The sequence below is a fragment of the Maribacter sp. BPC-D8 genome (genome assembly GCF_035207705.1).
GTDB lineage: Bacteria > Bacteroidota > Bacteroidia > Flavobacteriales > Flavobacteriaceae > Maribacter.
Map to the genome: position 1 here is coordinate 4,425,051 of NZ_CP128187.1, position 23,025 is coordinate 4,448,075.

The 23,025-nt window shown below is 35.0% G+C and carries 15 protein-coding genes; 4 read left to right on the top strand and 11 right to left on the bottom strand.

From position 1 onward, the window contains the following. Nucleotides 1-268 precede the first annotated feature (268 nt). The 4 genes from QSV08_RS19410 to QSV08_RS19425 are packed head-to-tail and all read left to right on the top strand — an operon-like array spanning nt 269 to nt 4,415. Entirely contained in the window at nt 269-1,981 is a 1,713-nt protein-coding gene (locus QSV08_RS19410; RefSeq protein WP_324025348.1) for a GMC family oxidoreductase, read from the top strand. Next, nucleotides 1,981-2,544, top strand: a complete 564-nt coding sequence (locus QSV08_RS19415; RefSeq protein WP_324025349.1) for a gluconate 2-dehydrogenase subunit 3 family protein — start codon at nt 1,981-1,983, stop codon at nt 2,542-2,544. The genes QSV08_RS19410 and QSV08_RS19415 overlap by 1 nt, the downstream gene beginning before the upstream one ends. Before the next feature lie 10 nt (nt 2,545-2,554). Next, nucleotides 2,555-3,472, top strand: coding sequence for a hydroxypyruvate isomerase family protein (locus QSV08_RS19420; RefSeq protein ID WP_324025350.1), 918 nt, complete (start codon nt 2,555-2,557; stop codon nt 3,470-3,472). 10 nt (nt 3,473-3,482) lie between these two features. After that, a complete protein-coding gene (locus QSV08_RS19425) occupies nt 3,483-4,415 on the top strand; it encodes a sugar phosphate isomerase/epimerase family protein (RefSeq protein ID WP_324025351.1) in 933 nt (310 codons plus the stop codon). A 27-nt stretch (nt 4,416-4,442) separates the two neighbouring features. Here QSV08_RS19425 and QSV08_RS19430 read toward each other — a convergent pair whose 3' ends face one another. From QSV08_RS19430 to QSV08_RS19480, 11 genes are all read right to left on the bottom strand, one after another. Beyond that, nucleotides 4,443-5,462 carry a UDP-glucose--hexose-1-phosphate uridylyltransferase gene (locus tag QSV08_RS19430; RefSeq protein WP_324025352.1) on the bottom strand — a complete coding sequence of 340 codons (1,020 nt, stop codon included), beginning with the start codon at nt 5,460-5,462 and terminating at the stop codon, nt 4,443-4,445. A 12-nt stretch (nt 5,463-5,474) separates the two neighbouring features. Further along, nucleotides 5,475-6,623, bottom strand: coding sequence for a galactokinase (gene galK, locus QSV08_RS19435; protein ID WP_324025353.1), 1,149 nt, complete (start codon nt 6,621-6,623; stop codon nt 5,475-5,477). Nucleotides 6,624-6,719: 96 nt separating this feature from the next. Beyond that, a complete protein-coding gene (locus QSV08_RS19440) occupies nt 6,720-8,150 on the bottom strand; it encodes an arylsulfatase (RefSeq protein WP_324025354.1) in 1,431 nt (476 codons plus the stop codon). 28 nt (nt 8,151-8,178) lie between these two features. Beyond that, entirely contained in the window at nt 8,179-9,750 is a 1,572-nt protein-coding gene (locus QSV08_RS19445; protein WP_324025355.1) for a sulfatase family protein, read from the bottom strand. Between the two features lie 119 nt (nt 9,751-9,869). Further along, nucleotides 9,870-11,339 carry a RagB/SusD family nutrient uptake outer membrane protein gene (locus QSV08_RS19450; protein ID WP_324025356.1) on the bottom strand — a complete coding sequence of 490 codons (1,470 nt, stop codon included), beginning with the start codon at nt 11,337-11,339 and terminating at the stop codon, nt 9,870-9,872. A gap of 11 nt (nt 11,340-11,350) precedes the next feature. Continuing rightward, entirely contained in the window at nt 11,351-14,431 is a 3,081-nt protein-coding gene (locus QSV08_RS19455; protein WP_324025357.1) for a SusC/RagA family TonB-linked outer membrane protein, read from the bottom strand. Nucleotides 14,432-14,504: 73 nt separating this feature from the next. Next, a complete protein-coding gene (locus QSV08_RS19460; RefSeq protein ID WP_324025358.1) occupies nt 14,505-16,403 on the bottom strand; it encodes a right-handed parallel beta-helix repeat-containing protein in 1,899 nt (632 codons plus the stop codon). 381 nt (nt 16,404-16,784) lie between these two features. Then, the gene (locus QSV08_RS19465; RefSeq protein WP_324025359.1) at nt 16,785-18,329 is read right to left on the bottom strand and encodes a sulfatase; all 1,545 of its coding nucleotides are present in this window, start codon (nt 18,327-18,329) and stop codon (nt 16,785-16,787) included. A gap of 9 nt (nt 18,330-18,338) precedes the next feature. Continuing rightward, nucleotides 18,339-19,712, bottom strand: a complete 1,374-nt coding sequence (locus QSV08_RS19470; protein ID WP_324025360.1) for a sulfatase — start codon at nt 19,710-19,712, stop codon at nt 18,339-18,341. Between the two features lie 32 nt (nt 19,713-19,744). Beyond that, entirely contained in the window at nt 19,745-21,265 is a 1,521-nt protein-coding gene (locus tag QSV08_RS19475) for a sulfatase (RefSeq protein ID WP_324025361.1), read from the bottom strand. 231 nt (nt 21,266-21,496) lie between these two features. Then, nucleotides 21,497-23,023, bottom strand: a complete 1,527-nt coding sequence (locus tag QSV08_RS19480) for a sulfatase (RefSeq protein WP_324025362.1) — start codon at nt 23,021-23,023, stop codon at nt 21,497-21,499. Nucleotides 23,024-23,025 lie beyond the last annotated feature (2 nt).

Below are 23,025 nucleotides of genomic sequence, written 5' to 3' on the forward strand. Positions count from 1 at the left end.
TACGCTGATGGTTGTTTTGAAGTGGCATAAGTATGAATTGGGTAAACGCAAAAGTGTCATTTGTTATTAGGGACATGATAACCTCGCCACCATCTTTTGGATTGGAAAATCACTAATTTACAGAGAGAGACACTAGATACACTACCGCATACATCTTTTTGCGCTTTTTGAACGTCATTTGAAGTAGATGAGATTCTTACTACTTATCAAAGCAAACTTTATTATAAGCGAGTAGTTAATGTAAAGCCTTATTAAAAATAACAGCCATATGAGTAAATTTTATTTTAATGAAGAACAAGATTCTTACGATGCTATCGTAGTTGGTACCGGTATATCTGGTGGATGGGCAGCTAAAGAATTATGTGAGAAAGGATTAAAAACATTGATACTTGAACGAGGACCAATGGTTGAGCATATTAAAGATTACAAAACTGCTCATATGGACGAATGGGATTTTCCTCATGGCATGGAACTTTCTTTAGACGAAAAAGCAAAAAGACCAAAACAAAGCAGAACCAATAAAGGCAGGTCTGCAGATTCATATAAGTGGTTCGTTAATGATCTTGAACATCCATATAACGAGACAAAACCTTTTAATTGGATGCGTGGTTACCATGTTGGTGGTCGTTCGATAACCTGGGGTAGACAGAGTTACCGTTGGAGCGATCTTGATTTTGAGGCGAACAAAAATGATGGGCACGGGGTCGATTGGCCGGTGCGCTATAAAGATATTGCACCATGGTACGATAAGGTAGAAACTTATATTGGGGTTTCGGGCGAGAATTTAGGTCTCTCTCAACTTCCCGATGGTCAGTTTCTACCAATGATGGATCTGAATTGTGTAGAACAACATTTTAGGGACGGAGTTTATAAAAACCTTGATGGTCGAGTAGTTACCGCTGGTAGAATAGCTCACATAACTGGTGATAAACCCTTCGAAGGCCGAACCAAATGCCAATTTAGAAACCGCTGTGCAAGAGGTTGCCCTTTTGGGGGCTACTTCAGCAGTAACTCATCTACACTGCCTGCTGCCGAGCGTACAGGTAATTTAACGCTACGCCCAGATGCTATTGTTACTGAAGTTGTTTACGATCCCAATACCAAAAAAGCTAGTGGTGTTAAAGTAATCGATAGGTTAACAAAAGAAGAAATGGTATTCAATGCCAAAGTAATCTTTTTATGTGCATCGGCTATTGCATCAGCCTCCATTCTATTGCAATCTAAATCAGACCGGTTTCCAAACGGAATGGGGAATGATTCTGATCAAGTGGGTAGAAACGTTATGGATCACCATTTAGGTGCTGGCGCCAATGGTAAAATCGATGGCTATGATGATAAATATTACAAAGGTCGAAGACCTAACGGAATATACATACCAAGGTTTGAAAATTTAAACGGTACATCAAAAGATAAAAAATATATCAGAGGTTTTGGATATCAAGGTGGTGCTAGTAGAAAAGATTGGAAAACATCTATCGCTGAACTTGGGGTCGGTGTCGATTTAAAAGAAGCTATTTTAAAACCTGGTGGATGGGTAATGGGTGTTGGTGGTTTCGGTGAAATTCTCCCTTATTCAGATAATAGAATGACCCTTGATTATGAAATCATAGATGGTTGGGGTTTACCTACAGTAACCTTTGATGCCGAGATAAGGGAAAATGAATTGAACATGCGAGAAGATATTACTACATCAGCCGCAGAAATGCTTAAAAAAGCAGGTTTCCATGATATAAAAATGAACAATAGTAAGTACAACCTTGGTCATGGTATACATGAAATGGGTACAGCACGCATGGGGCGAGACCCAAAGACATCAGTTGTAAATGGACATAATCAAGTGCATGCAGTACCAAATGTATATATTACCGATGGCGCATTCATGGCTTCTTCAAGCTGTGTCAATCCTTCGCTTACCTATATGGCTTTTACAGCAAGAGCTGCTGAACATGCCGCTCAAGAACTTAAAAACGGAAACATCTAATGGATAGAAGAAAAGTATTGATACGAATGGGTTTGTCAATGGGCTATGTTGTTGCTGTGCCCACATTTGTTGGTTTATTACAAAGTTGTAAAGATGAAAAAACAGTAGCATGGGTACCCACATTCCTTTCAGAAGAAGAGGGAAGTTTACTTAAAACGATTGTTGATGTGGTATTACCTAAAACCGAAACACCATCGGCATCTGAACTAGATGTACATAAATTCATCGACTTTTTTGCGGTTGAGTGTTTAGGCAATAAGCAACAAGAAGCATTCAAAACAACCTTAACCAACTTAGCAGCGAAAGCCTTTGTTGCAACTGATAAAACAGAAATATCAACGCTGACAATAAATGATTTAACCCCCGTAATGAAATCTGCGGTAACGGATAAAGACAGTGATGAATTGCCATTTGCTAAAAAACTACGCGATTTGGTTGTTTGGGGGTATAAATGTAATGAGTATGTAGGCGAAGAAGTATTGGCATATTTGCCCGTGCCTGGCGAATATATACCCTGTGGAGATTTAAATGAATTGACTGACGGCAGAGCTTGGTCCGAATAATTAAGAACAAATGGAAAGAAGGAAATTTATGAAAAAATCAGCTTTGGCGGGTAGTGCATTACCATTGGCAGGAAGTTTTATGTCATTTAATAGCCAACAGAATACCAATACAAAGAACAGCTTTAATTTAAAATATGCACCCCATATCGGCATGTTTGAAAATCATGTTGGTAAAGACCCTATCGATCAATTGAATTTTATGGCTGATCTAGGCTTTACCGCTTTTGAAGATAATACCATGCGGAAAAGGGACGTAGCCTTGCAAGAAAAGATGGCTAAAACAATGCAAGACCGCGGATTAGAAATGGGTGTTTTTGTTGCGGTATTTCTAAAGGAAGGTCATGTAGGATCTGGTGATATAGGTAAACGGGAAGAATTTCTTGCGTATTGTAAACAGTCTGTTGAGGTAGCTAAAAGAGTTAATGCTAAATGGATGACTGTAGTACCGGGTAATGTAGCACCGAAAATAAGCATGGGCTATCAAACGGTCAATGTTGTTGAAACTCTAAAACAAGCGTCGGCTATATTTGAACCTCATGATTTAACGATGGTTTTAGAGCCACTTAATTTTTTCAATCATCCTGGTGCATTTTTAACCGAATCACCGCAGGCTTATGAAATATGTAAGGCAGTTAATTCACCTTCCTGTAAAATTTTATTCGATATCTATCATCAGCAGATTCAAGAGGGCAACCTTATCCCAAATATGGATGCCTGTTGGGATGAAATTGCTTACATCCAAATTGGAGATAACCCAGGTAGGGCAGAACCCACTTCTGGTGAAATCAATTATAAGAATGTTTTGAAATTTATAGATTCAAAAGGGTATGATGGTATTCTTGGTATGGAACATAAAAATTCAAAGCCAGGTAAAGCAGGAGAACAAGTGGTAATCGAAGCCTATAAAGAAGTAGATAATTTCAAATAACATATAAGTAATGCAAAGACGAAAATTTATATCTAAAACACTTCAGGCAACAAGTTTGGTAGCTATGACGGGTATTCCTGCCTTTGGTATGGGTGATTTGAACTTTTTAAATAAAGACTTGTTTTTTAAAATTTCATTGGCGCAGTGGTCATTTCACAACGCACTACGGTCTGGGAAAATGGATAATCTTGATTTTGCCGCAAAAGCCAGAAGTTTTGATTGTGAAGGACTTGAGTATGTTAATCAATTTTTTATGGATAAGGCCCAAGATAAAAAGTACTTAGCCGAAATGAATAACAGAGCTAAGTCTGAAGGCGTAGAGAATGTTTTAATAATGATCGATAGGGAGGGGCAACTTGCAGATGTCGATTCTAAAAAACGCTTACAAGCTATAGAAAATCATTACAAATGGATAGATGCAGCGCATTTTATAGGTTGTCACGCCATTCGAGTAAATTTAGGTGGCGGGGTTGAAAAAGAAGAAGCCACAAAAGCAGCATTAGACTCATTACAACAATTATTAGATTATTCGAAAGATTCTAATATTAATATTTTGGTTGAAAACCATGGTGGGTTTTCTTCTGATGGATTGTGGTTGTCTAATATTATGAAAAATGTAGACCGTGAAAATTGCGGTACCCTACCAGATTTTGGAAATTTTTGTATCCAAAAAAATAAGGAGCGTGAATGTATAGAAGAGTACGATAAGTATAAAGGGTTTGCAGAAATACTGCCTTTTGCAAAGGGAGTAAGTGCTAAAGCAATAGCGTTTGACCAAGACGGTAATGAAACAAGTATTGATTATCTAAAAATGATGAAAATGGTCAAAGATTTTGGGTATACTGGTTTTGTCGGCATCGAGTATGGAACCACTGAAGGCAATGAAGAAGAAGGCATTAAATTGACTAGAGATTTACTTATACGCGCAGGGTTACAAGTGTAAATAGCAACAGGACTGAAAGAATTAGTTTTAAATTAATTCTTTCAGTCTTTGAGCAGCTAGTTCAGCTGTGATATCTCGTTGTGGTGTTCCAAACATTTCATAACCCACCATAAATTTCTTGACCGTAGCACTTCGCAATAATGGAGGATAAAAACTCATATGCCAATGCCAATGATGATTAGATTGACCGTTTGTAGGAGCTTGATGAATTCCACTAGAGTACGGAAACGAACATTCGAATAACTTATCATACGCCTTGGTAATGGCAGAAATTGCATCTGCAAAAGCCATACTTTCCTCAGATGACATTGTAGTTATGTTAGATTGAGGTTTCTTGGGTATAATCATGGTCTCAAAAGGCCATACTGCCCAAAAAGGAGTTAATACTACAAAAGCATCATTCTGATAAATAATACGTTCTGCAGCCTTAATTTCTTGAGCTAAATAATCACCCAGCAAACTACTTTTATTTTTAAAAAAGTATTCTTTTTGATGTTTGTCTTTTTTGTAAACCTCATTTGATAATGTAGAATGACTCCATATTTGCCCATGCGGGTGTGGGTTGCTACAACCCATAACGGCACCTTTGTTTTCAAAAATTTGTACGTAATTAATGGTGTCGTTAACACTTAATTTAAGGTATTCTTTTTGCCAAACCTTTACGACTTTAGCAATATCGGTAACCTCCATGTCAGCTAAACTCTTAGAGTGATCAGGACTAAAACAAATAACTTTACAAACACCTTTTTCACTTTGAGCTTGAAACAGCCCATCATCTAATTTAAAATCTTTAGAATCTTTCTGTAATGCAGCAAAATCGTTTGTAAAAACAAATACATCCTTATAATCCGGATTTTTTTCTCCGTTAATCCTAAGATTTCCAGCACATAAAAAACAATTTTCGTCATGAGAAGGTCTCACTTCTTTTGAGATTTTTTCATTTTGGCCTTGCCATGGTCTTTTTGACCTATGTGGTGAAACTAAAACCCATTCACCGGTAAGTATATTTAAACGTTTGTGTGAGTAATCTTGTAATTCTCTTTCCATTTAGTTTTTTAATTATTCAATAATTTTTGTACCGTCAGAAAGTTTTATGGCATGAACGGTACAGTCAATATTGAATTTTTCTTTATAATTTTTAGCTACATCTTCTGTAAATGCATTGGTATGTTCAGTCGATATTAAATTAATAGTGCAACCACCAAAACCGCCACCCATCATTCTTGCCCCTAAAACATGTTTGTTAGATTTTGCTTTATTCACTAAAAAATCTAATTCGTCGCAACTTACTTTATACTGATTTTGTAACCCATTATGTGAGTCAAAAAGCAGTTCGCCTAGTACATTTAAATTTCCTTCTTCAATAGCTTTAGATGCCATTATAACCCTCTCATTTTCTTGTATAATGTAGAGTGCTTTTTGGTAGTTTGCAGGTGTTACCTGTTCTTGAATCTTTTTCAGATCATTTATGGTGGCATCTCTTAAAGCCTGTACATCTAGCATTTTTGAAATAGATTCGCATACAGATCGTCTGTCATTGTAAGCACTGTCAGATAGGCTGTGTTTAACGTTCGTATTAATTAATATCAGCTGATAGCTTTTAAAATCAATTTTATAAGGTTTAGACTTTACAGTTCTACAATCTAGAAGTAATGCATTGTCTTTAATACCAAACATACTGGCATATTGATCCATAATTCCGCATTTTACGCCTACATAATTATGTTCGGCCTTTTGAGAAATTAATATCATTTCTTCTTTTGAAAGCTGTAAATCAAATAGAATATTCAAACCAAAGACTACACTATTCTCTAATGCAGCAGATGAAGACATGCCTGCACCTCCAGGAATATCTCCGCCAAAAACTAAATTAAAATTTCCGATTGTTTTACCGCTCTTCTGTATTTCGGCAACCACACCTTTAATATAGTTCTCCCAACTACCTTCGGTCGAGGGTTTCAGTTCATCTAAAGAAAATTGTAATTCTTCATGCTTATCTAGGGCATACGCTGTTGATATAATTGAGTCACTCTTTTGTATGGCCAATATTATGCCCATATCTACTGCGGCAGGAAATACAAAGCCATCATTATAATCGGTATGTTCACCAATAATATTGATTCTGCCAGGAGAAAATATCATTAAGGGCTTTGTGTCAAACTTTTCACCAAAGTTTGTTTTTATCTTATGTAATAATTCTTTATTCATGTATGTCAATTATGCTTCATTACTCATAAGAATAATGAAAATACAAACAGTGTTGACCTATTGTAGCGGTATACAATCTACCTTTATTTGTATAGTTTAGTTTTCAAATGGAAACAATTCTGAATCTGTTCTTGCCTCTTTCATAATTTGCTTAAAATCAGCAACGATTTCTGGATGTTTATCTGCAACATCAGTAGTTTCAGATATATCTTCAGCTAGATTGTATAGCTCTAAATGACTTTGTTTTTTGGTATTCATATTGTACCAAACACCTTTCCAATTTCCTTTTCGAACCGCTTTTCTTCCACCTTTAATATTATATTCCCAGTATAAATAATCATGTTGAGCTTGGTTTTCTTTACCTATTAATGTGGGTAAAAATGAAATACCATCAATATTATCAGGTGTTTCTGAATTGGTGATTTCAGTCAAAGTTGGCAAAACGTCCCAGAACGTTGATACGTGGTTGGTTATGCTAGCCTTTTCTACTTTATTTGGCCAAACCACGATAAAAGGTGCTCTAATACCACCTTCATATAGATCTCGCTTATAGCCTTTAAAATCACTATTGCTACTAAAAAAATCTGGACTAGCTCCGCCTAATGTAGTAGGGCCATTATCACTTGCAAACATAATAATGGTATTATCTGCAAGACCTAATTCATCTACCTTATCAATAATTTGACCTACATATGCATCTATTCTAGTAACCATTGAAGCATAAGTGGCTAAAGGTTTCGCTACAGATGCATAATGATGTTTGACGATATTCGGACCATAATCTGATGTATAATCATTATCTACCGTATATGGTGTTTCAATAAATTTACCATCGTATAGTTTGAATATAGAATCATTAGGAGATATAATTTCGGCATGTGGTAAAACCAAAGGTATATATGCAAAAAATGGCTTGTCTTTATTGTCTTCTAAAAATTTAAGTCTATGATCCTGTATTTTGTTTGGTGCATAAGTGACTTTGTTTGTCCAATCATTACCTTCAAGAGAATCTCTTTTTTGATTATGATTTAAATAGGGTGGATAATAACGATGCGCTAATTTTTGGTCGTTATAACCATAAAACTCATCAAAACCTTGATTATTTGGGTCCCCTTCGTTAAAACCAAGTCCCCATTTACCAAACATACCGGTTGCATAACCTTGTGCCTTTAAAATTTCGGCAAGTGTTACTGTATTTGCAGGTATTGGTACTTGACCTTCTATGTTATTACCTACTTCTTTATTTCCTCTAATAGGGGTGTGGCCAGTATGTTGACCTGTCATTAATGTTGAACGCGAAGGTGCACACACGGCTGCCCCACTATAATGTTGAGTGAACCTCATGCCATTGGCGGCCATTTTATCAAGGTTCGGTGTTTGAATAAATTTTTGACCGTAAGAACCCAAATCACCAATGCCCATATCATCAGCTAAAATGTATATAATGTTTGGCTTTTTATTTTCTTGAGCACATGAAACTAATGCTATTGAAAACAGCATTGAAAATAATACGAACTTGATATTCATGATAATTGAGTTTATATAAATACTAGTCTTATCTAAAAATGACTTCTTTTACACCTTTTTCAAAATCTACTCCTCTTAATGATTCGAAAATTTTGGTCATTTCTGCTAATTTTTCAGGATTAGATATGGCTAAATTATTTTGTTGACCTGCATCATCCTTCAAATTATAAAGTTGAAATTCTGGGAAATTACCAACCTCTATGCTAACTTTTTCTCTGAAGTTTTTGCCTTTATATGGCGGAATCATTAACCAATCTCCATGGCGTAATGCCGTTTTACCTGTAGCCTCAATAATTAGGTTATCTCTTCCTTTTTGACTTTCACCTAATAATACATTCATTACATCTTCACTATCAGTAGTATTGTCTTCTGTACCCACTAGGTCTGCTAACGACGCTAATAAATCCATTTGGCAAACGATAGCATCTGAAGTAGCAGGTTTAATTTTTCCTTTCCAATAAGTAATGAACGGTACTCGTGTACCTGCTTCAAAGATGCTGTATTTACCACCTCTTAAACCTCCATTAGGATCATGTTTTCCTAGTTTTTCAACAGCGTCATCATAGTATCCGTCATTCAATACAGGGCCGTTATCACTTGAGAAAACTATGAGTGTGTTTTCTAATAATTTTTCTTCCTTTAAAGTTTTTATAAACTCACCTATACACCAGTCTGCTTCTAGAATAACATCGCCTCTAGGTCCTAAGCCAGACTTACCTGCAAAACGAGGATGTGGTGTTCGTGGTACATGAGGTTGTTGCATTGCATAATATAAAAAGAATGGTTTCTCTTTATGATTTTTTACATAGTCTTGTGCTTTTGTCAAGAAATGATCAGCCATATCAACATCGCTCCATTTAGCAGCATCACCGCCTTTCATAAAACCAATTCTAGGGATGCCGTTTACAATACTATTATTGTGCCCGTGATGCCATTTCATTTTTAGCATTTCAGGATTTGAAATTGCTGTTGGTTCACCTTCAAAATTTGTTTTATAATCTACAGATATTGGATCGTTCGGATCTAAACCGACAACATTTCCATTATCAATATATACTGTAGGTACTCTATCTTGCGTAGCAGCTAAAATATAAGATTCATCAAAACCAACTTCATTTGGTCCTGGCGAAACTCTTTCGTTCCAATTCACCATTCCGGTTCCTAAACCAAGATGCCATTTACCAACGATAGCTGTTTGATAGCCTTGGGTTTTTAGCATTTTAGGTAAGGTTTGTTGCTCAGTACTTATTAAGAGGGGAGCAGTACCCGGTAATATTTTTGCATCTTTATTTCGCCAAGGATACATACCTGTAAGTAATGCATACCTACTCGGTGTACACGTTGCCGATGATGCATAACCATTAGTAAATTTTAATCCTCCAGAAGCTAAAGCATCAATATTTGGTGTTTGCAGTTCTGTTGCCCCGTATGAACTGATATCTCCGTAGCCCAAATCATCTAAATAAATGACGACAATATTTGGTTTTTTTACAGCTTTCTCTACTTCATTTTTCTTTTCTATTGGCTTCTCTTTACAGCTGAACCCAAATAATAAAATGGCTGATAGTATTAGTAATATGTGTGGTTTTGAGGTTTTCATAGTTTAATGTGATATAAATTTCAATAGCGTATTCAGCTTATTTAAATAAAATTTTCCCATCTAAAATAATAGATGGGAAAAAAAACTAACTACAACAAAAATGATAATACTTATATATTCTAATAATTAGGGTTTTGTGTTAAAACGCCATTTGATAATGTTATTTCATTTATAGGTAATGGCATTATCTCATTTGTACCCTGTGTAAAGCCATAGGGGCTTAGTAAAGCTCCCGCTCTATCTGTTCTAACCAAATCGTGAAACCTGAACCCTTCACCAGCTAACTCTACACGTCTTTCATGATAGATAGCATCTAGTAAGTCTTGCCCAGTTAAAGAATTAGGCAAATCTGGCACTACAGTAGCTGCAGCAGTTCCTCTAGCTCTAGTTCTAACCTTGTTTACATATTCAATTGCTGTTGTTGGGTCTGAATTGTAAATAGCTTCTGCGTACATTAAATAAGCATCAGAGAGTCTTATGATACGAATATTATTTGCGCTGTTATTATTACCCCCAATAGCTGGTAATTCATAATTTGAATAAGGAGCCCAAGAGTACTTTCTTACATACCAATCTGTTCCATAATTAGCATCTTTAAAGAATAAAGTAGCATCAAATCTAGGATCATTTTCCTCGTATTCATTTCTTAAATCTTCTCTTGCTTGTACAAACCCCCCTCCTTTATTACTATTCGGGTTTACACGTCTTGGTATACCTGTACCTAAAATACTGGCATCTGAAGAAAAATTAATTTCGAAAAGAGATCCTGAATTCCATTCACCTTCTGGTTGAAAAATGGTAGTATAATCTGGTGTTAATTGAAAGCCTAAAGCAAACAGCTGATTACCATAGGTCTCAATTTGTGCCATTTTATTTTGATATAATAATACACGCATCATCATACCTAACGCAGCCCCTTTATCGGCACGCCCAGTATAATTGGCATCTCTATTTAATCTCGAAGGTAAATCGGCGATTGCAATTTTTAAATCATCTTCAATAAATGTATAAGATTCTTCTTTTGTAGATCGGGGAACATTGAACTCGCCTATACTTAAAGGCTTATCTATAATTGGTACACCACCAAACGAGTTTACCAAATCAAAATAATAAAAGGCACGTAAAAAATGAGCTTCTGCTAAAATTTCCTTTTTTCTTTCTTCATCATCAAAATCAATGTTCGGTACGTTTTCTATGACCAAATTGGTAAATAAAATACCTTTGTAATTTACCTTCCACATCTGTTCTATTATTTGGCTTGATGTAGAAATTGTCCAAGTATCTCTTTCTAGTAGTGGAGTATTATTTTCTGCTGTACGTCCTCCTTTTATAAAGTCATCTGTACCTATTTCTCCAAAAATGACATCATTACCCATGGTACCCCAAAAGTTACTACCCGCTATTTCGCTCATTGACGAATATGATGCTACTAGAGCTTGCTCTGCCTGAACCGGATTAGTATAAAAGTTTTCTAAAACAGGTTCTCCATAGGCTTCAGAATCAAGCTCATCTGTACAAGATACTATTGCAATCATTATCGCAGGTAAACCGTACTTTATATATCTCTGAATGTTATTATATATTTTCATAAATAGTTTTTTTAAAAGTTAATATCAAGACCTACAGTAACTGTTCTTGTTGATGGGTATCTACCTCTGTCAATACCTAAATCTAAAGATGTATTACTACCATCTTGTGTTTGGGTTTCATCTACACCTAGTTCTGGATCTAAGCCATTGTAATTTGTAATGGTAAGTAAATTTTGACCTGCTAAATAGACTCTAGCTTTGGTTATAAATGTTTTCTCAAGTACACTACTATCAAAATTATACCCTAATTGAATGTTTTTTAATCTTAAATAAGATCCATCTTGAACAAACCTGCTAGATAGTCTGCTATTATTGGCAAACCCATCAAATGTGGCTCTAGGTACAGAGTTAGATGTACCCTCACCTGTCCATCTATTAAGATATTCAGTACTTAGATTAGAGTCTAATTTTCCGTCTAATAAATATCCGGTAGCATTAAAAATATCATTCCCCTGAACACCTTGAAAGAACATTGAAAAGTCGAATTGTTTGTAAATCATATCAACATTAATTCCATACGTAAAATCTGGTAATGGAGAACCAATAAATGTTCTGTCATCATCATTGATAACATCATCTCCATTTTGATCTCTGTATTGCACGTCTCCAGGTAGATTACCGTTTAAACTCGCGTTATTGTCTATTTCATCTTGGTTCTGAAAAAGTCCGATTGCCTCTAGACCATAGAAAGATGCAATAGACCGACCAGCTTCTGTTCTACTAATATTTGAATATCCATTACCTGCGTTACCTGTATTTATTGAGCTACCTTCTGAAGCTAAACTAACTACGGTATTGTCTATTATAGAAATATTACCACCTACGCTAAAGAAAAAATCATTGATACTTTTTTTATAGTTGGCAGAAAATTCAAATCCTTTATTTTCAATTTCCCCAGCGTTTATAGTCGGGTTCAAACCAAAGCCTGATGTTTGTAGTATTGGTGACTCTAACAACATATCTGAAGTAGTCTTAATAAAATAATCAGCAGTAAAAGTGATAGCGTTTTCTAGAAAGCCCAAGTCAAGACCTACGTTTGTTGTAGTGGTCGTTTCCCATTTTAAATCTGGATTACCTGGTCTTAATGGAGCCAAACCAACTACCGTAGTTTCATCATTACCCAATAAATAATTTTCACTAGTACTTAAGGTGCTAAAAATGGCAGAGTTTGGTATGTTTTGATTTCCTGTTTCTCCCCATCCTACTCTAACTTTAAATTGATTGATAGCTTCGCTTTTGAAAAAATCTTCGTTTTTAATATTCCATGCTAAGGCTAAAGATGGAAATTGAGCAAATCTATTATTCTCTCCAAATCTAGAAGACCCATCAATTCTATAAGTACCGGTAAATAAATACCTTTCGTCATAACTATAGTTTAGTCTTCCGAAATAAGATAATAAAGACGATGTTGAAATGCCACCTCCATTTGTTGAAGAATCTACTGCCCCTGCGCCTAAAGTAGGGTTGTCGACGCCTTCTGGAATATTACTTCTTGAAGCTATAACATTGTTGAAATCTGATTTTTGCGATTCATGACCAATTAGCGCATTAATACTATGCTTTTGATTAATCGTTGTTCTATAATTTAAAGTGTTAGACCAAACACTAACCTTGTTTTCGGATCTCATTAAACTATAAGAATTAACAGGTCTATTCTGTTCTGCAGAGATAAAGTATTCAGATCGAAAGTTATCTGTCTTTCTATTATTAATCTCTAAACCATAATTTGATCTAAATGATAAACCTTTAAACAGGTCTGCCTCAATAAATATATTTCCTAAAAAGCTCTCTTTTGTTAATGGAGTCTGATCATATATAGTTAAACCGACAGGGTTTCTTATTTCTGTAGAATATAAGGGTCTAGCTGGTGTACCGTCTGCTGTAAATATCGGTGATACGGGATCTACAACATAACCAATAAATGCAGTTTTTAGATTAGAGTTAGCACCTGTAGCACTTACAGAATTGGATTTTGATTTTGAATACTGAAGATTCTGACCCACTTTTATTTGGGGTTTTATTTGATAGGTATTGTTTACTCTAAAGTTAGTTCTATCAAAAGAAGTATTTTTTAATATACCTTTTTGGTCTAATTTACCGAAAGAGACGTAATATGATATTTTTTCGCTTCCACCAGAAACAGCTAGTTGATGACTTTGTATGTTACCAGTTCTATAAGCTGCATCTTTCCAGTTATAAGAATCTAAAGATGAAGGGTTTGAAAAATCAGGATCTATAGCAGCACCATCATTAGTTTTTCCTTCATTATATAAAGTTGCCCATTGTTCGGCATTCATAACATCTAAATTGTCAATTCTAGTTTCCATACCTGTGTAGGTTTTATAAGAAATAGATGGTTTAGACGCACGACCCGTTTTTGTAGCGATCAAGACCACCCCATTGGCACCTCTTGAACCATAAATAGCTGTAGCAGATGCATCTTTTAAAACTTGAATAGACTGAGCATCATCCATATTAACATTAGAGATGTCATTAATTGGTACGCCATCTACGATATATAAAGGGTCTGAATTGTTAACAGTACCGACACCTCTAATTCTTACAGTAGGCGTAGATCCTGGTTGACCTGAACTTTTAGTTACAGCAACCCCAGCAGCTCTACCTTGTATCGCTTGCGCTATAGATGTTGTTTGCGTTTGTGTTATCTGTTTTGTACTTACAGAAGATACAGAACCTGTAACATCTTTTTTAGCAATTGAACCGTACCCAATTATTACAACTTCATCAAGGTTTTCGGCTTGTGAGACCAGAACCACATTCAGCGTATTTTTGGTTACTGTTACACTTTGGCTCTCTGTGCCGATAAAACTGAATTCTAATGTATCGCCAATTTGGGTGTCAATAGAATAAACTCCATCAAAGTCAGATATCGAACCTGTTGTTGTTCCTTTTATTATTACCGTTGCTCCTGGTATTGGATAACCGTCTTCAGCACTTGTAATGGTACCGGTAACCGTAAGATCTTGCGCTTGCGCTTGTGCTTGTAGGCTAGCAAACGTTGTTAATAATAAAGTAAAGAGCAGATACCTGCTCAATAGCTTATTAGTAAGTGAGTGTTTTTTTAGTTTCATATAATTAGTTTTAAGTTAAATTTTGGATGATTTTAATAGATTAATATTTTTTCATTTGAATAGTTGTTTTATTTTATTTGAGTTTTAAATCAGACATTGAACCGTCTACCGTTATTAAAAAATTGGAGTTTACTTTTCCTTTGTATTTATTCTTCTTGAAAATCAGATTTTTAGAATTCACTACTGTAATTGCTGGGTTTTCTGGATAAAGTTGAGGGAACGTACTTGAGTTTGTAATTACATTTCCTTTAAAAACGAGACCATCAACATTGGTGATCTCGAGAATTAAATTGTCAAATTGATTAAATGTGTTATCTGTAATTTCAATGTTTTTGAAGGCTATATTTTCATTGTCATCATCTGTATCGAATCGAATTACACCTCGGTTTTTTCCTCCATGTTGACAGTCTTGAAATATGTTTCCTTTAATAACCACATTTGCGGCATTACCAGATTCATACCAATGCCCACTTTCAACAGGCATTAAAATTGCTTCCATTTCAGTACTAAAGAAATTGTTTTCAATGACCGTCTGTACAGGGTTCGAAATCAACAAACCTCTTGCTCTGTTATTTCTTATAGTGCAGTTTTGAACTAGTAGGTCAGGGTAGCCATCAAGATTTTCAACTAAATCGCCTGCTTTTAAATTTTCAGGTAACTTATCGTTAAGTGTTATTATTTGATATCTGTTATTGATATACTCTATGTTCTTTATAGTTGATTTCTTATATGGAAAAAAAGATTCGCTCAATCTTACAAAACCTAAATTGTCGTTAGGTCGCCCTATCACAAAAGCTTTTTGCTGATGATGCCCCATTCTAACACCAATTCTGTAATCGTCAAGTACATCGACTATTTTTTGATATGTTCCGTGAATGTTAGAAGCATCGTCAAGTTGATTTTCGAACGTGCAATTTTTTAATTCCAATTTTCCTCTACAACCAACAAAATGTGTGGCGTCTGCAGTTGTAGATACCATACGACCTTGAGATGGGGTAACATTAAAGTTATCAAGTATAATATCGGCAGAGTTTTCGGCAATAATACCCATACCACCTGCATGATGTACAGTAACGTTTAAGGCATTAAAACCATTTGTATTTTTTACACTAAACGCAGGTGACACTCTATTTAAACCTTGTTCACCTTTCATTGATAGTATATGACCTACAGGTGGCATTTTTTTTGTGTGCCCGAATACACGAAGTAAACCTGGTTTTATTTCTTTTACCGTTACACGATTTTGTATTCCTATATTCTTGTTATCAACATCGCGTTTATCATACTCATACTTATAGGTAATCGTATCTAGATTAAAAGTTGTTTCTGATTTTGATTTTGTCGTAATACCTGTGTATGCTTCTGTATCAAAAGAAATTGCTTTTCTTTTGGGGTCAAATAAAATAGATTGCCCAATAGTATGTTGATAGTATTCTTTTATGAAAAACAATTGACCATTTCGAATATCGTAAGGGTATTCATTTGAAATTTGCATGTCAAATGTTTTATTTGCTTCATCGTTGGCAACGATTAAACCTTCGCTATGAAAAGACTGATACCAGTCGATAGATAAATTCTTTACACTTATATTTTTACTATCATCTATTAAAAAGGGAATCATTACTCCATGAAATATGAATGTAGAACCTTGTCCATCTATTACAAGGTTGTTCATATTAAATAGGGGAAAAGGAGTATTGATCATTAAATCTCCATGATTAGAGATATAGCAAAATTTTTCAAAACCCTTATCCGGATAAAAATGATAAGTTCCTTTTTCAAATTTTATTTCTGAAATCGGATTTTCATTAGCTTTTAAAATTCTTGATACTAATGCAGGTGTTGCATCTTCGGCAATGTCTAAACCAAAAACTACTACCTCATTTTCTGATAATTGTTGACTATAACAATTGATGCTGAAAACTAAATTCGATAATAGAATAATTTTTAAAATGTAGTTTTGAATTGACATTGACTATGTTTTACAAGAGTAAATATCAGTCAATTCAAAAAAGCCGATGTACATACCCGTACATAAAATGTATTTAAGAGTAAATTAACATTAAACCCTAGTAAACGCTGGTGTTTTTAGAAGGTGAATTTTGAATTTAACGTAAATTACTTAATTTTTGAACGCGATTTATTGGTCAAAAATGCTTGGTTTTCGGTTATAGTAATTGTCTTTTTAGAAATATATTAAGGGTGGGGTAGAAGTAGTGGTTTTTTGCTTCTGTAAAATCAATTAAATTAAAAAACCAAACTTCAATTAGAAGTTTGGTTTTACAAGATTAATTTTATGACCTAAAAAAGGCTCAATAAAGCTACTATTGGTGAGGTAAGAATTATGTATTCTTTATTTGCTATTGTTCTGTTGGTAATCTTTATAGATTTTCCCCCATTTTTTAAATCCGATTTCTACACCATCTTCCATTTGTTTACGTACCTCTGGGTGTTCATTTTTTATCCATTCAACTAAATCGACTGTACTCTGAACAGACTTAGGTTCGTAGATGTCACTTACGGGTTTCATTCTATTATCAAAATCAATAGTTTTCGCTCTCATTTGAGTCAAGATGGTTTCATATTCTGCATTGGTAGCTAAATTAACTAACTCTTGAGGGTCATTTTTTAGATTGTATAATTCTTCTACAGGCTTGGTGTCTTCAAAGAAGAATTTTTGTTCATCGGTTAATTTGCCTTCTTTTTTAAGCTGACGCATTATATGAACAGCTGGGCGATAAAATTCTAAATACGCTTGGTGGGCGTCAAATGGTATTTCTGGCTTATCGTTTCTAATATATTTCCATTCATCAGAGGTAATGGCTCTTGATTTCTCGTCAATCTCATCCCATAAATCACGTGCGCCATAAACATACTCTCTATTGAAATTGGCATCAAATATTGGCTGACCGGTCATATAAGTCGGAATTTCAATTTGGGCAAAATCTAAAATACTAGCGGTAATATCTGTTGCACTCACAACATCTTTTCTTACTTCGCCACCTTTAAATTGCTCTGGGTAATAAACAATTAAAGGAATTCTTAAGCCTGGATCATGTAAATACCCCTTTCCTTTAATATTACAACGACCATTATCACCTATAAAAATAACAACAGTATTATCTGCCATATTTTTTTCTTCAAGTTCTTTAAAAATCATTCCCACTTCATTATCTATATATTCAATCTGGTCTAAATATTTAGCCCAATCTAAACGAATTGCCGGGTGATCTGCCATATAAGAAGGCATTTCAACATTATCTGGATCAACAGGATGCTCAGATTTTTCACGAACCTCGTTCCACCAATCCCCTCGGTGTGTTGCTACCAATTGAATTTGTGCAAAGAATGGTTCATCGGCTTTTTCAAAATTGTCATACTTGTCAAATAAGCCAAAATTAGTTTCTCCGTCCCAACTCCCGATAGGTTCATGCTTAAAATTAACGTCGATTTTACGTCCTTTTTTCATTACGGAATGATTACCCAAAATAGTAGTGTAACCCGCTTCTCGTAATTTTTGTGTCATAGGCGTAAACTGTTTGTCTAAAGGAATATCTCTATTGCTACGATGATTATGCGTATTGGTTTTTACTTGATGCGTACCGATCATCATTGCAGAACGACTTGGCGAACAAATAGGATTGGTTACAAAGGCATTATCGAAACGAACACCGTCAGTTGCCATTTTGTCTAAATTAGGGGTTTTTACATTTGGCAAACCGTAACAAGCCAAATCTGTGCTCATGTCTTCAGCCATCAGCCAAATGATGTTTGGTTTAGTCTTTTTAGTGCTTGCAACCTTTTCGACTTTTTTATCACCACATGATGCTATTGAAAACAGAAGAAAACTTGAAAAGATGCTTAGTAGTGGTAACGTAGATAATTTAAGTATTTTCATATGCAATATTTAGTAAGTTGGTACAGCTTCTTTTTCCCAAGCGGCAATATCTGCTATAAGTTTCTTTTCAATGTCTAGCCCTTTTCCTATTAAATCGTTTTGTTCACTGATGTCTTCTGAAACATTGAATAGCTGAAATTTTCCGCTGTGATACTTTACCAATTTCCAATCTCCAGAAATTACAGCGGCATATTGGTCTTCATAACTTCTAAAGAAATAAAGTTCTCTTTGTTCAATATCGCTACCATTTAAAATAGGTAGTAAACTAACCCCTTGAATTTGATTGTCGTTATACTTCTTGCCTGAAGCGATTTCAATTAAAGTTGGATATAAATCTATAGATTGAACAGGAGTATTACTTTCTGTGTTTGCTTTGGTAACGCCAGGATATTTTATGATAAATGGTACTCTTGCACCACCTTCACCTAATGTGTTTCCACCTTTTTTACCACCGCTAAGTGGTGCGTTGGTATAAGCCCCACCTTGATCAGATAATACGATAATTACTGTATTTTCTTCAATTCCTTTTTCTTTTAATGCATTTCTAACCCGACCAATAGATTCATCCATAGCTTCGACCATAGCAGCATGATGTGCATATTTACCCTCTAAACCAGCTTCTTGATATTTCTTCAATAAGTCTTTTCTACCTACAGAAGGTCCATGTACAGAATAATACCAAAATGACAGCATAAAAGGATCTGCCTTATCATAGGTTTTAATAAAGTCAACAGCACCATCAGTTAATACGTCAGTAAGGTAATCACCTTCTTTATAATTTTTCATGAATCCGTTAGGGTCACCATCCTTAAAAAATGGGAAGTAATAGCTTTTAGGATGCCCATGATCTGTTGTTCCGAATTCTTCATCAAAACCTTGATCAGTAGGGTAACGCCCTTTATGACCTAAATGCCATTTGCCAACAAAATAATTGTAGTAACCTTCTTCTTTAAGTTTTTCGGCATAGGTAACTTCTTCAAGAGGTAAATAATTTCTTGATGGCATCTGCACAGGGTCGGTTGGCCATAAGTTATATTCGGCATCTGGCTTATTTGGATCTAGAGCAATGTGTCTAGGCATACCCAATCTTATAGCTTCTTTTCCCGTTAACAAAGAAAGTCGACTTGGGCTACAAGTCGGTGTTGGAATATATGCTCTGTTGAAATTTAAACCTTCTTTTTTGAGTTGGTCAATATTTGGTGTGCTAAAAGTATCATTTCTAAACCCTACATCTGACCACCCGTAATCATCAACGAATAATAATACAATGTTGGGTTGTTTAGTTTCTTCAGCTGTTTCTTTCTGTTTTTTTTCTTGCTCTTTACAAGATGAAAACAAAGTAGATATAAAAACAAAAAAGAATAGAATATTTCTAATTTTCATAACGTTGTTTTTGTTTTAATAAATATTCAATTTTATTTAAACTGATCGTATTCAGGGTTAACCTTTGCATTTTTAAAACGTGGTCTGTCTTTCCATAAATTAAAGGTTGCTTCTAATTGCGCAACATCTTCAGGATACTGTCCTTTATCGTCGGTTTCTTTCATCCAGTTTTCTAAAACCGCTCTGTGCTCGACAAGTATATTAGAAAATTTTGGGTCGTTAGCAAGATTATTAATTTGATCTGGATCTGCTTTTAAATCGTATAGCTCCTCAACAGGTCTTACTCCAAACCAATGCTCTTCTTGGTAGGGTGTTAATTTACCTTCTTCATGAGCTTTCTTCATATCTAAAACAATAGGTTTATTATCTCTATAACCAGCTTGCATCATAGGCCTGTCTGGAAAAAAGTTTTTGATATACCGAAAGTCTTCAGAAACTACAGTTCTTATTCTGTCGATTGTATAATCGCAACGATCTCTAGCTCCAATTACATATTCTTTTTCCTTAAACGTTTCTGCAAATAAATCTTGACCATCTAAATAAGCTGGTATTTGAGCTCCGCCCATTGCTAAAGTTGTTGCAGACACATCTAATAAGGATACCAAATCGTTTCTTACATCACCAGCTTTTAAAGCGGGATGGTTCCCCTTTACCATTAAGGGCACTAACATACCACCTTCATAACAGAATTGTTTATGGCGAAGAGATGTTGGACTACCATGGTCCGAAAAGAAAAATATTATGGTATTTTCTAACTCTCCGTCTGCTTCAAGTTGTTTTAGTATATTTTCTACAGTAACATCAGATCCTCTATTTGCGTTATAATGCGTGGTCCAAGCTTCTCGTTGAGATGGAATATTAGGGAAATAAGGAGGTAACGGCACATCATTTGGCGCTAATTTTTCTCCTTCTCGTACATATTTGTAATCTTTTTTTCCGCCCATTATTTGAACTTGTCCAAACCAAGGCTGGTCTTTGTCTTTTCTAGCATTCCATACATAATTCTTTACCGTCATAAAATCAATTGCATGATTACCTTGCCAACCGTTCATGCCAGGCTTGTAGTTTTCTTTGGTGCCAACATCATATAAAGCTGTTCTGTCATAGTGGAAGTTATAATCATCTTTTCCGCTATTAAAGGTGAAATACCCTGCATCTTTCATTAATTCAGGTATGGTTTTCATGTCTTTGGGTAGTAGAATACGTAAGTTTTGAGGTACAATACTATCTTCTGTAAATCGACTAGATCTATGATTGTGTGTGCCAGTTGTCGTTTGCATAACACCTGTAATTATCGCAGACCTTGCTGCCGAACAAACGGGTGCGGTGGTATAGGCACGTTTAAAAAGTACACCATCACTAGCCAGCTGATCAATAACCGGAGTATGCCCTGTATTAATAGAATCTCCATAACAGCCCATAAATGGGGATAAGTCTTCAGCGATTATCCATAGAACATTTGGCTTTTTTTTAGTCTGAGCCTTCGTATTACAAGAAAATATAATACAACTTACGAATACGCATAGCAGTAATTTTGATGTTCCTATTTTCATTTTGATTAGTTATAAAGATTATAAATACAAAGATATTTTGAAAACGAAGTATTATGTCTTTTTAAGTACATTTCATGTAGCTAGAGGTACTAAACTTACGTAATACAGTGTATGTTTGGTTATACAATTAACATGCTTAAAGTTACTTCTACCTAGACGACTAAATCCAAAATTGCCCTTGTTACAACTTAGATAGAAATATGTAATAATGAATATTTATGGGGCTTTTTTCTAAAAATCCATAACAGCATTTGGGGGCAATGCTACATTATTTGCTTTTCGCCATTCAACTAACTCGCCTAGTAAATTTTCAGTTATTTCTGGTAGCTCATTAGCTAGGTTATGACTTTCTTTTTGATCCTCTTTTAAATTGAATAATTCAAGAGAACCATCGGCTAAAAACTGAATTAACTTATAGTTTCCCTTTCTTATAACAGAACAAGTTCCATGTTTATATTGGCTTGCTAAATGCCAAAATAATGGTCTTTCATTTAAAGATTTAGTATCATTTCTGAATAAAGGTGCCAATGAAGAACCGTCTAATTTACCTTCAAAGTCTTCAATTTGCGCTACATCTAAAAGGGTTGGAAAAACATCTAGACCACTTACTGCAACATCGCTTCTTCTTGGTGTTATTTTTTTAGGCCAATTTACTAACATAGGTACTTTTATACCGCCTTCATAAATATCTCCTTTTGCGCCTCTTAATGTGTTGTTCGCACTTGCTATTCTATGGTAACCGTTATCTGAAGTAAAGATTATTATAGTATTCTCTCTTAATCCACTCTTATCTAGATAAGTTAATAGACGTTGTATGTTATCATCAACAGATGCTAGCATTGTGGCATATTTTGCCGTAAGGTCTTTAGCTTTGGCATTTTTTTCTAAACCTTGACCTAAAATAGAATCAACAGGTTTCGTCATGTATTTTTCATACAATGCTTCACTTCTTGCCCGAATAGGTCTATGAACGGCATAAAAGTTTAGGTTGATTAAAAATGGTTCTTCTTTATGAGAATCCATAAAATCAATTGCCTCATCTGTTAACCGGTCGGTCAGCCAATTATCATCTTTTTTCTTTTCTATAAAAGGATTGCTAAAAGGTGCCCAATAACCACCCGCTATACTTTTGTAACCACCTTCTTCAAAACCAGGATCACCTCTGAACGTACCACCAACATTTTTTATAAAACCTCTTCCTTCAGGATAGTACTGACTAATCTCTGGTTTCTTATGCTTTTCTACCCAAGAATAGTCTCCTGGCTCTGGTTGTGTTAGTTTTTGTTTAAAGGGGAATTCCATTGCCATTTCTAACTCAGGATACGGACCTACGATATGATATTTTCCAATATGAATAGATTTGTAGCCGGCATCAGCTAATGGTTCTGCGTAAATAGGGTGCTCTTTACCAACCGTCCATCTAGAAAAAATATTTTCTTCAGCCGTCCCTTTTTCTAATACCGGTACCGTGTAAACGCCAGTTCTAAAAGATTGTTTGCCTGTAAAAATTGCCGTACGAGAGGGTGAACATGTAGGGTACATGTACGCATTGTCTAACACTAAGCTTTCTTTCGCTAATGCATCTATATTGGGGGTTTCAAAATAAGTTGATCCATTAAAGCCAACATCGGCATAGCCTAAATCGTCTACTAAAACAAAAATAATATTTGGTTTTTTCGCTGCTTCTTTATTAGAACGTTTTTCATTTCTACATGAAATAAAAATCAAAACTATAAATAGCATCAAACAGTTTTTCATAC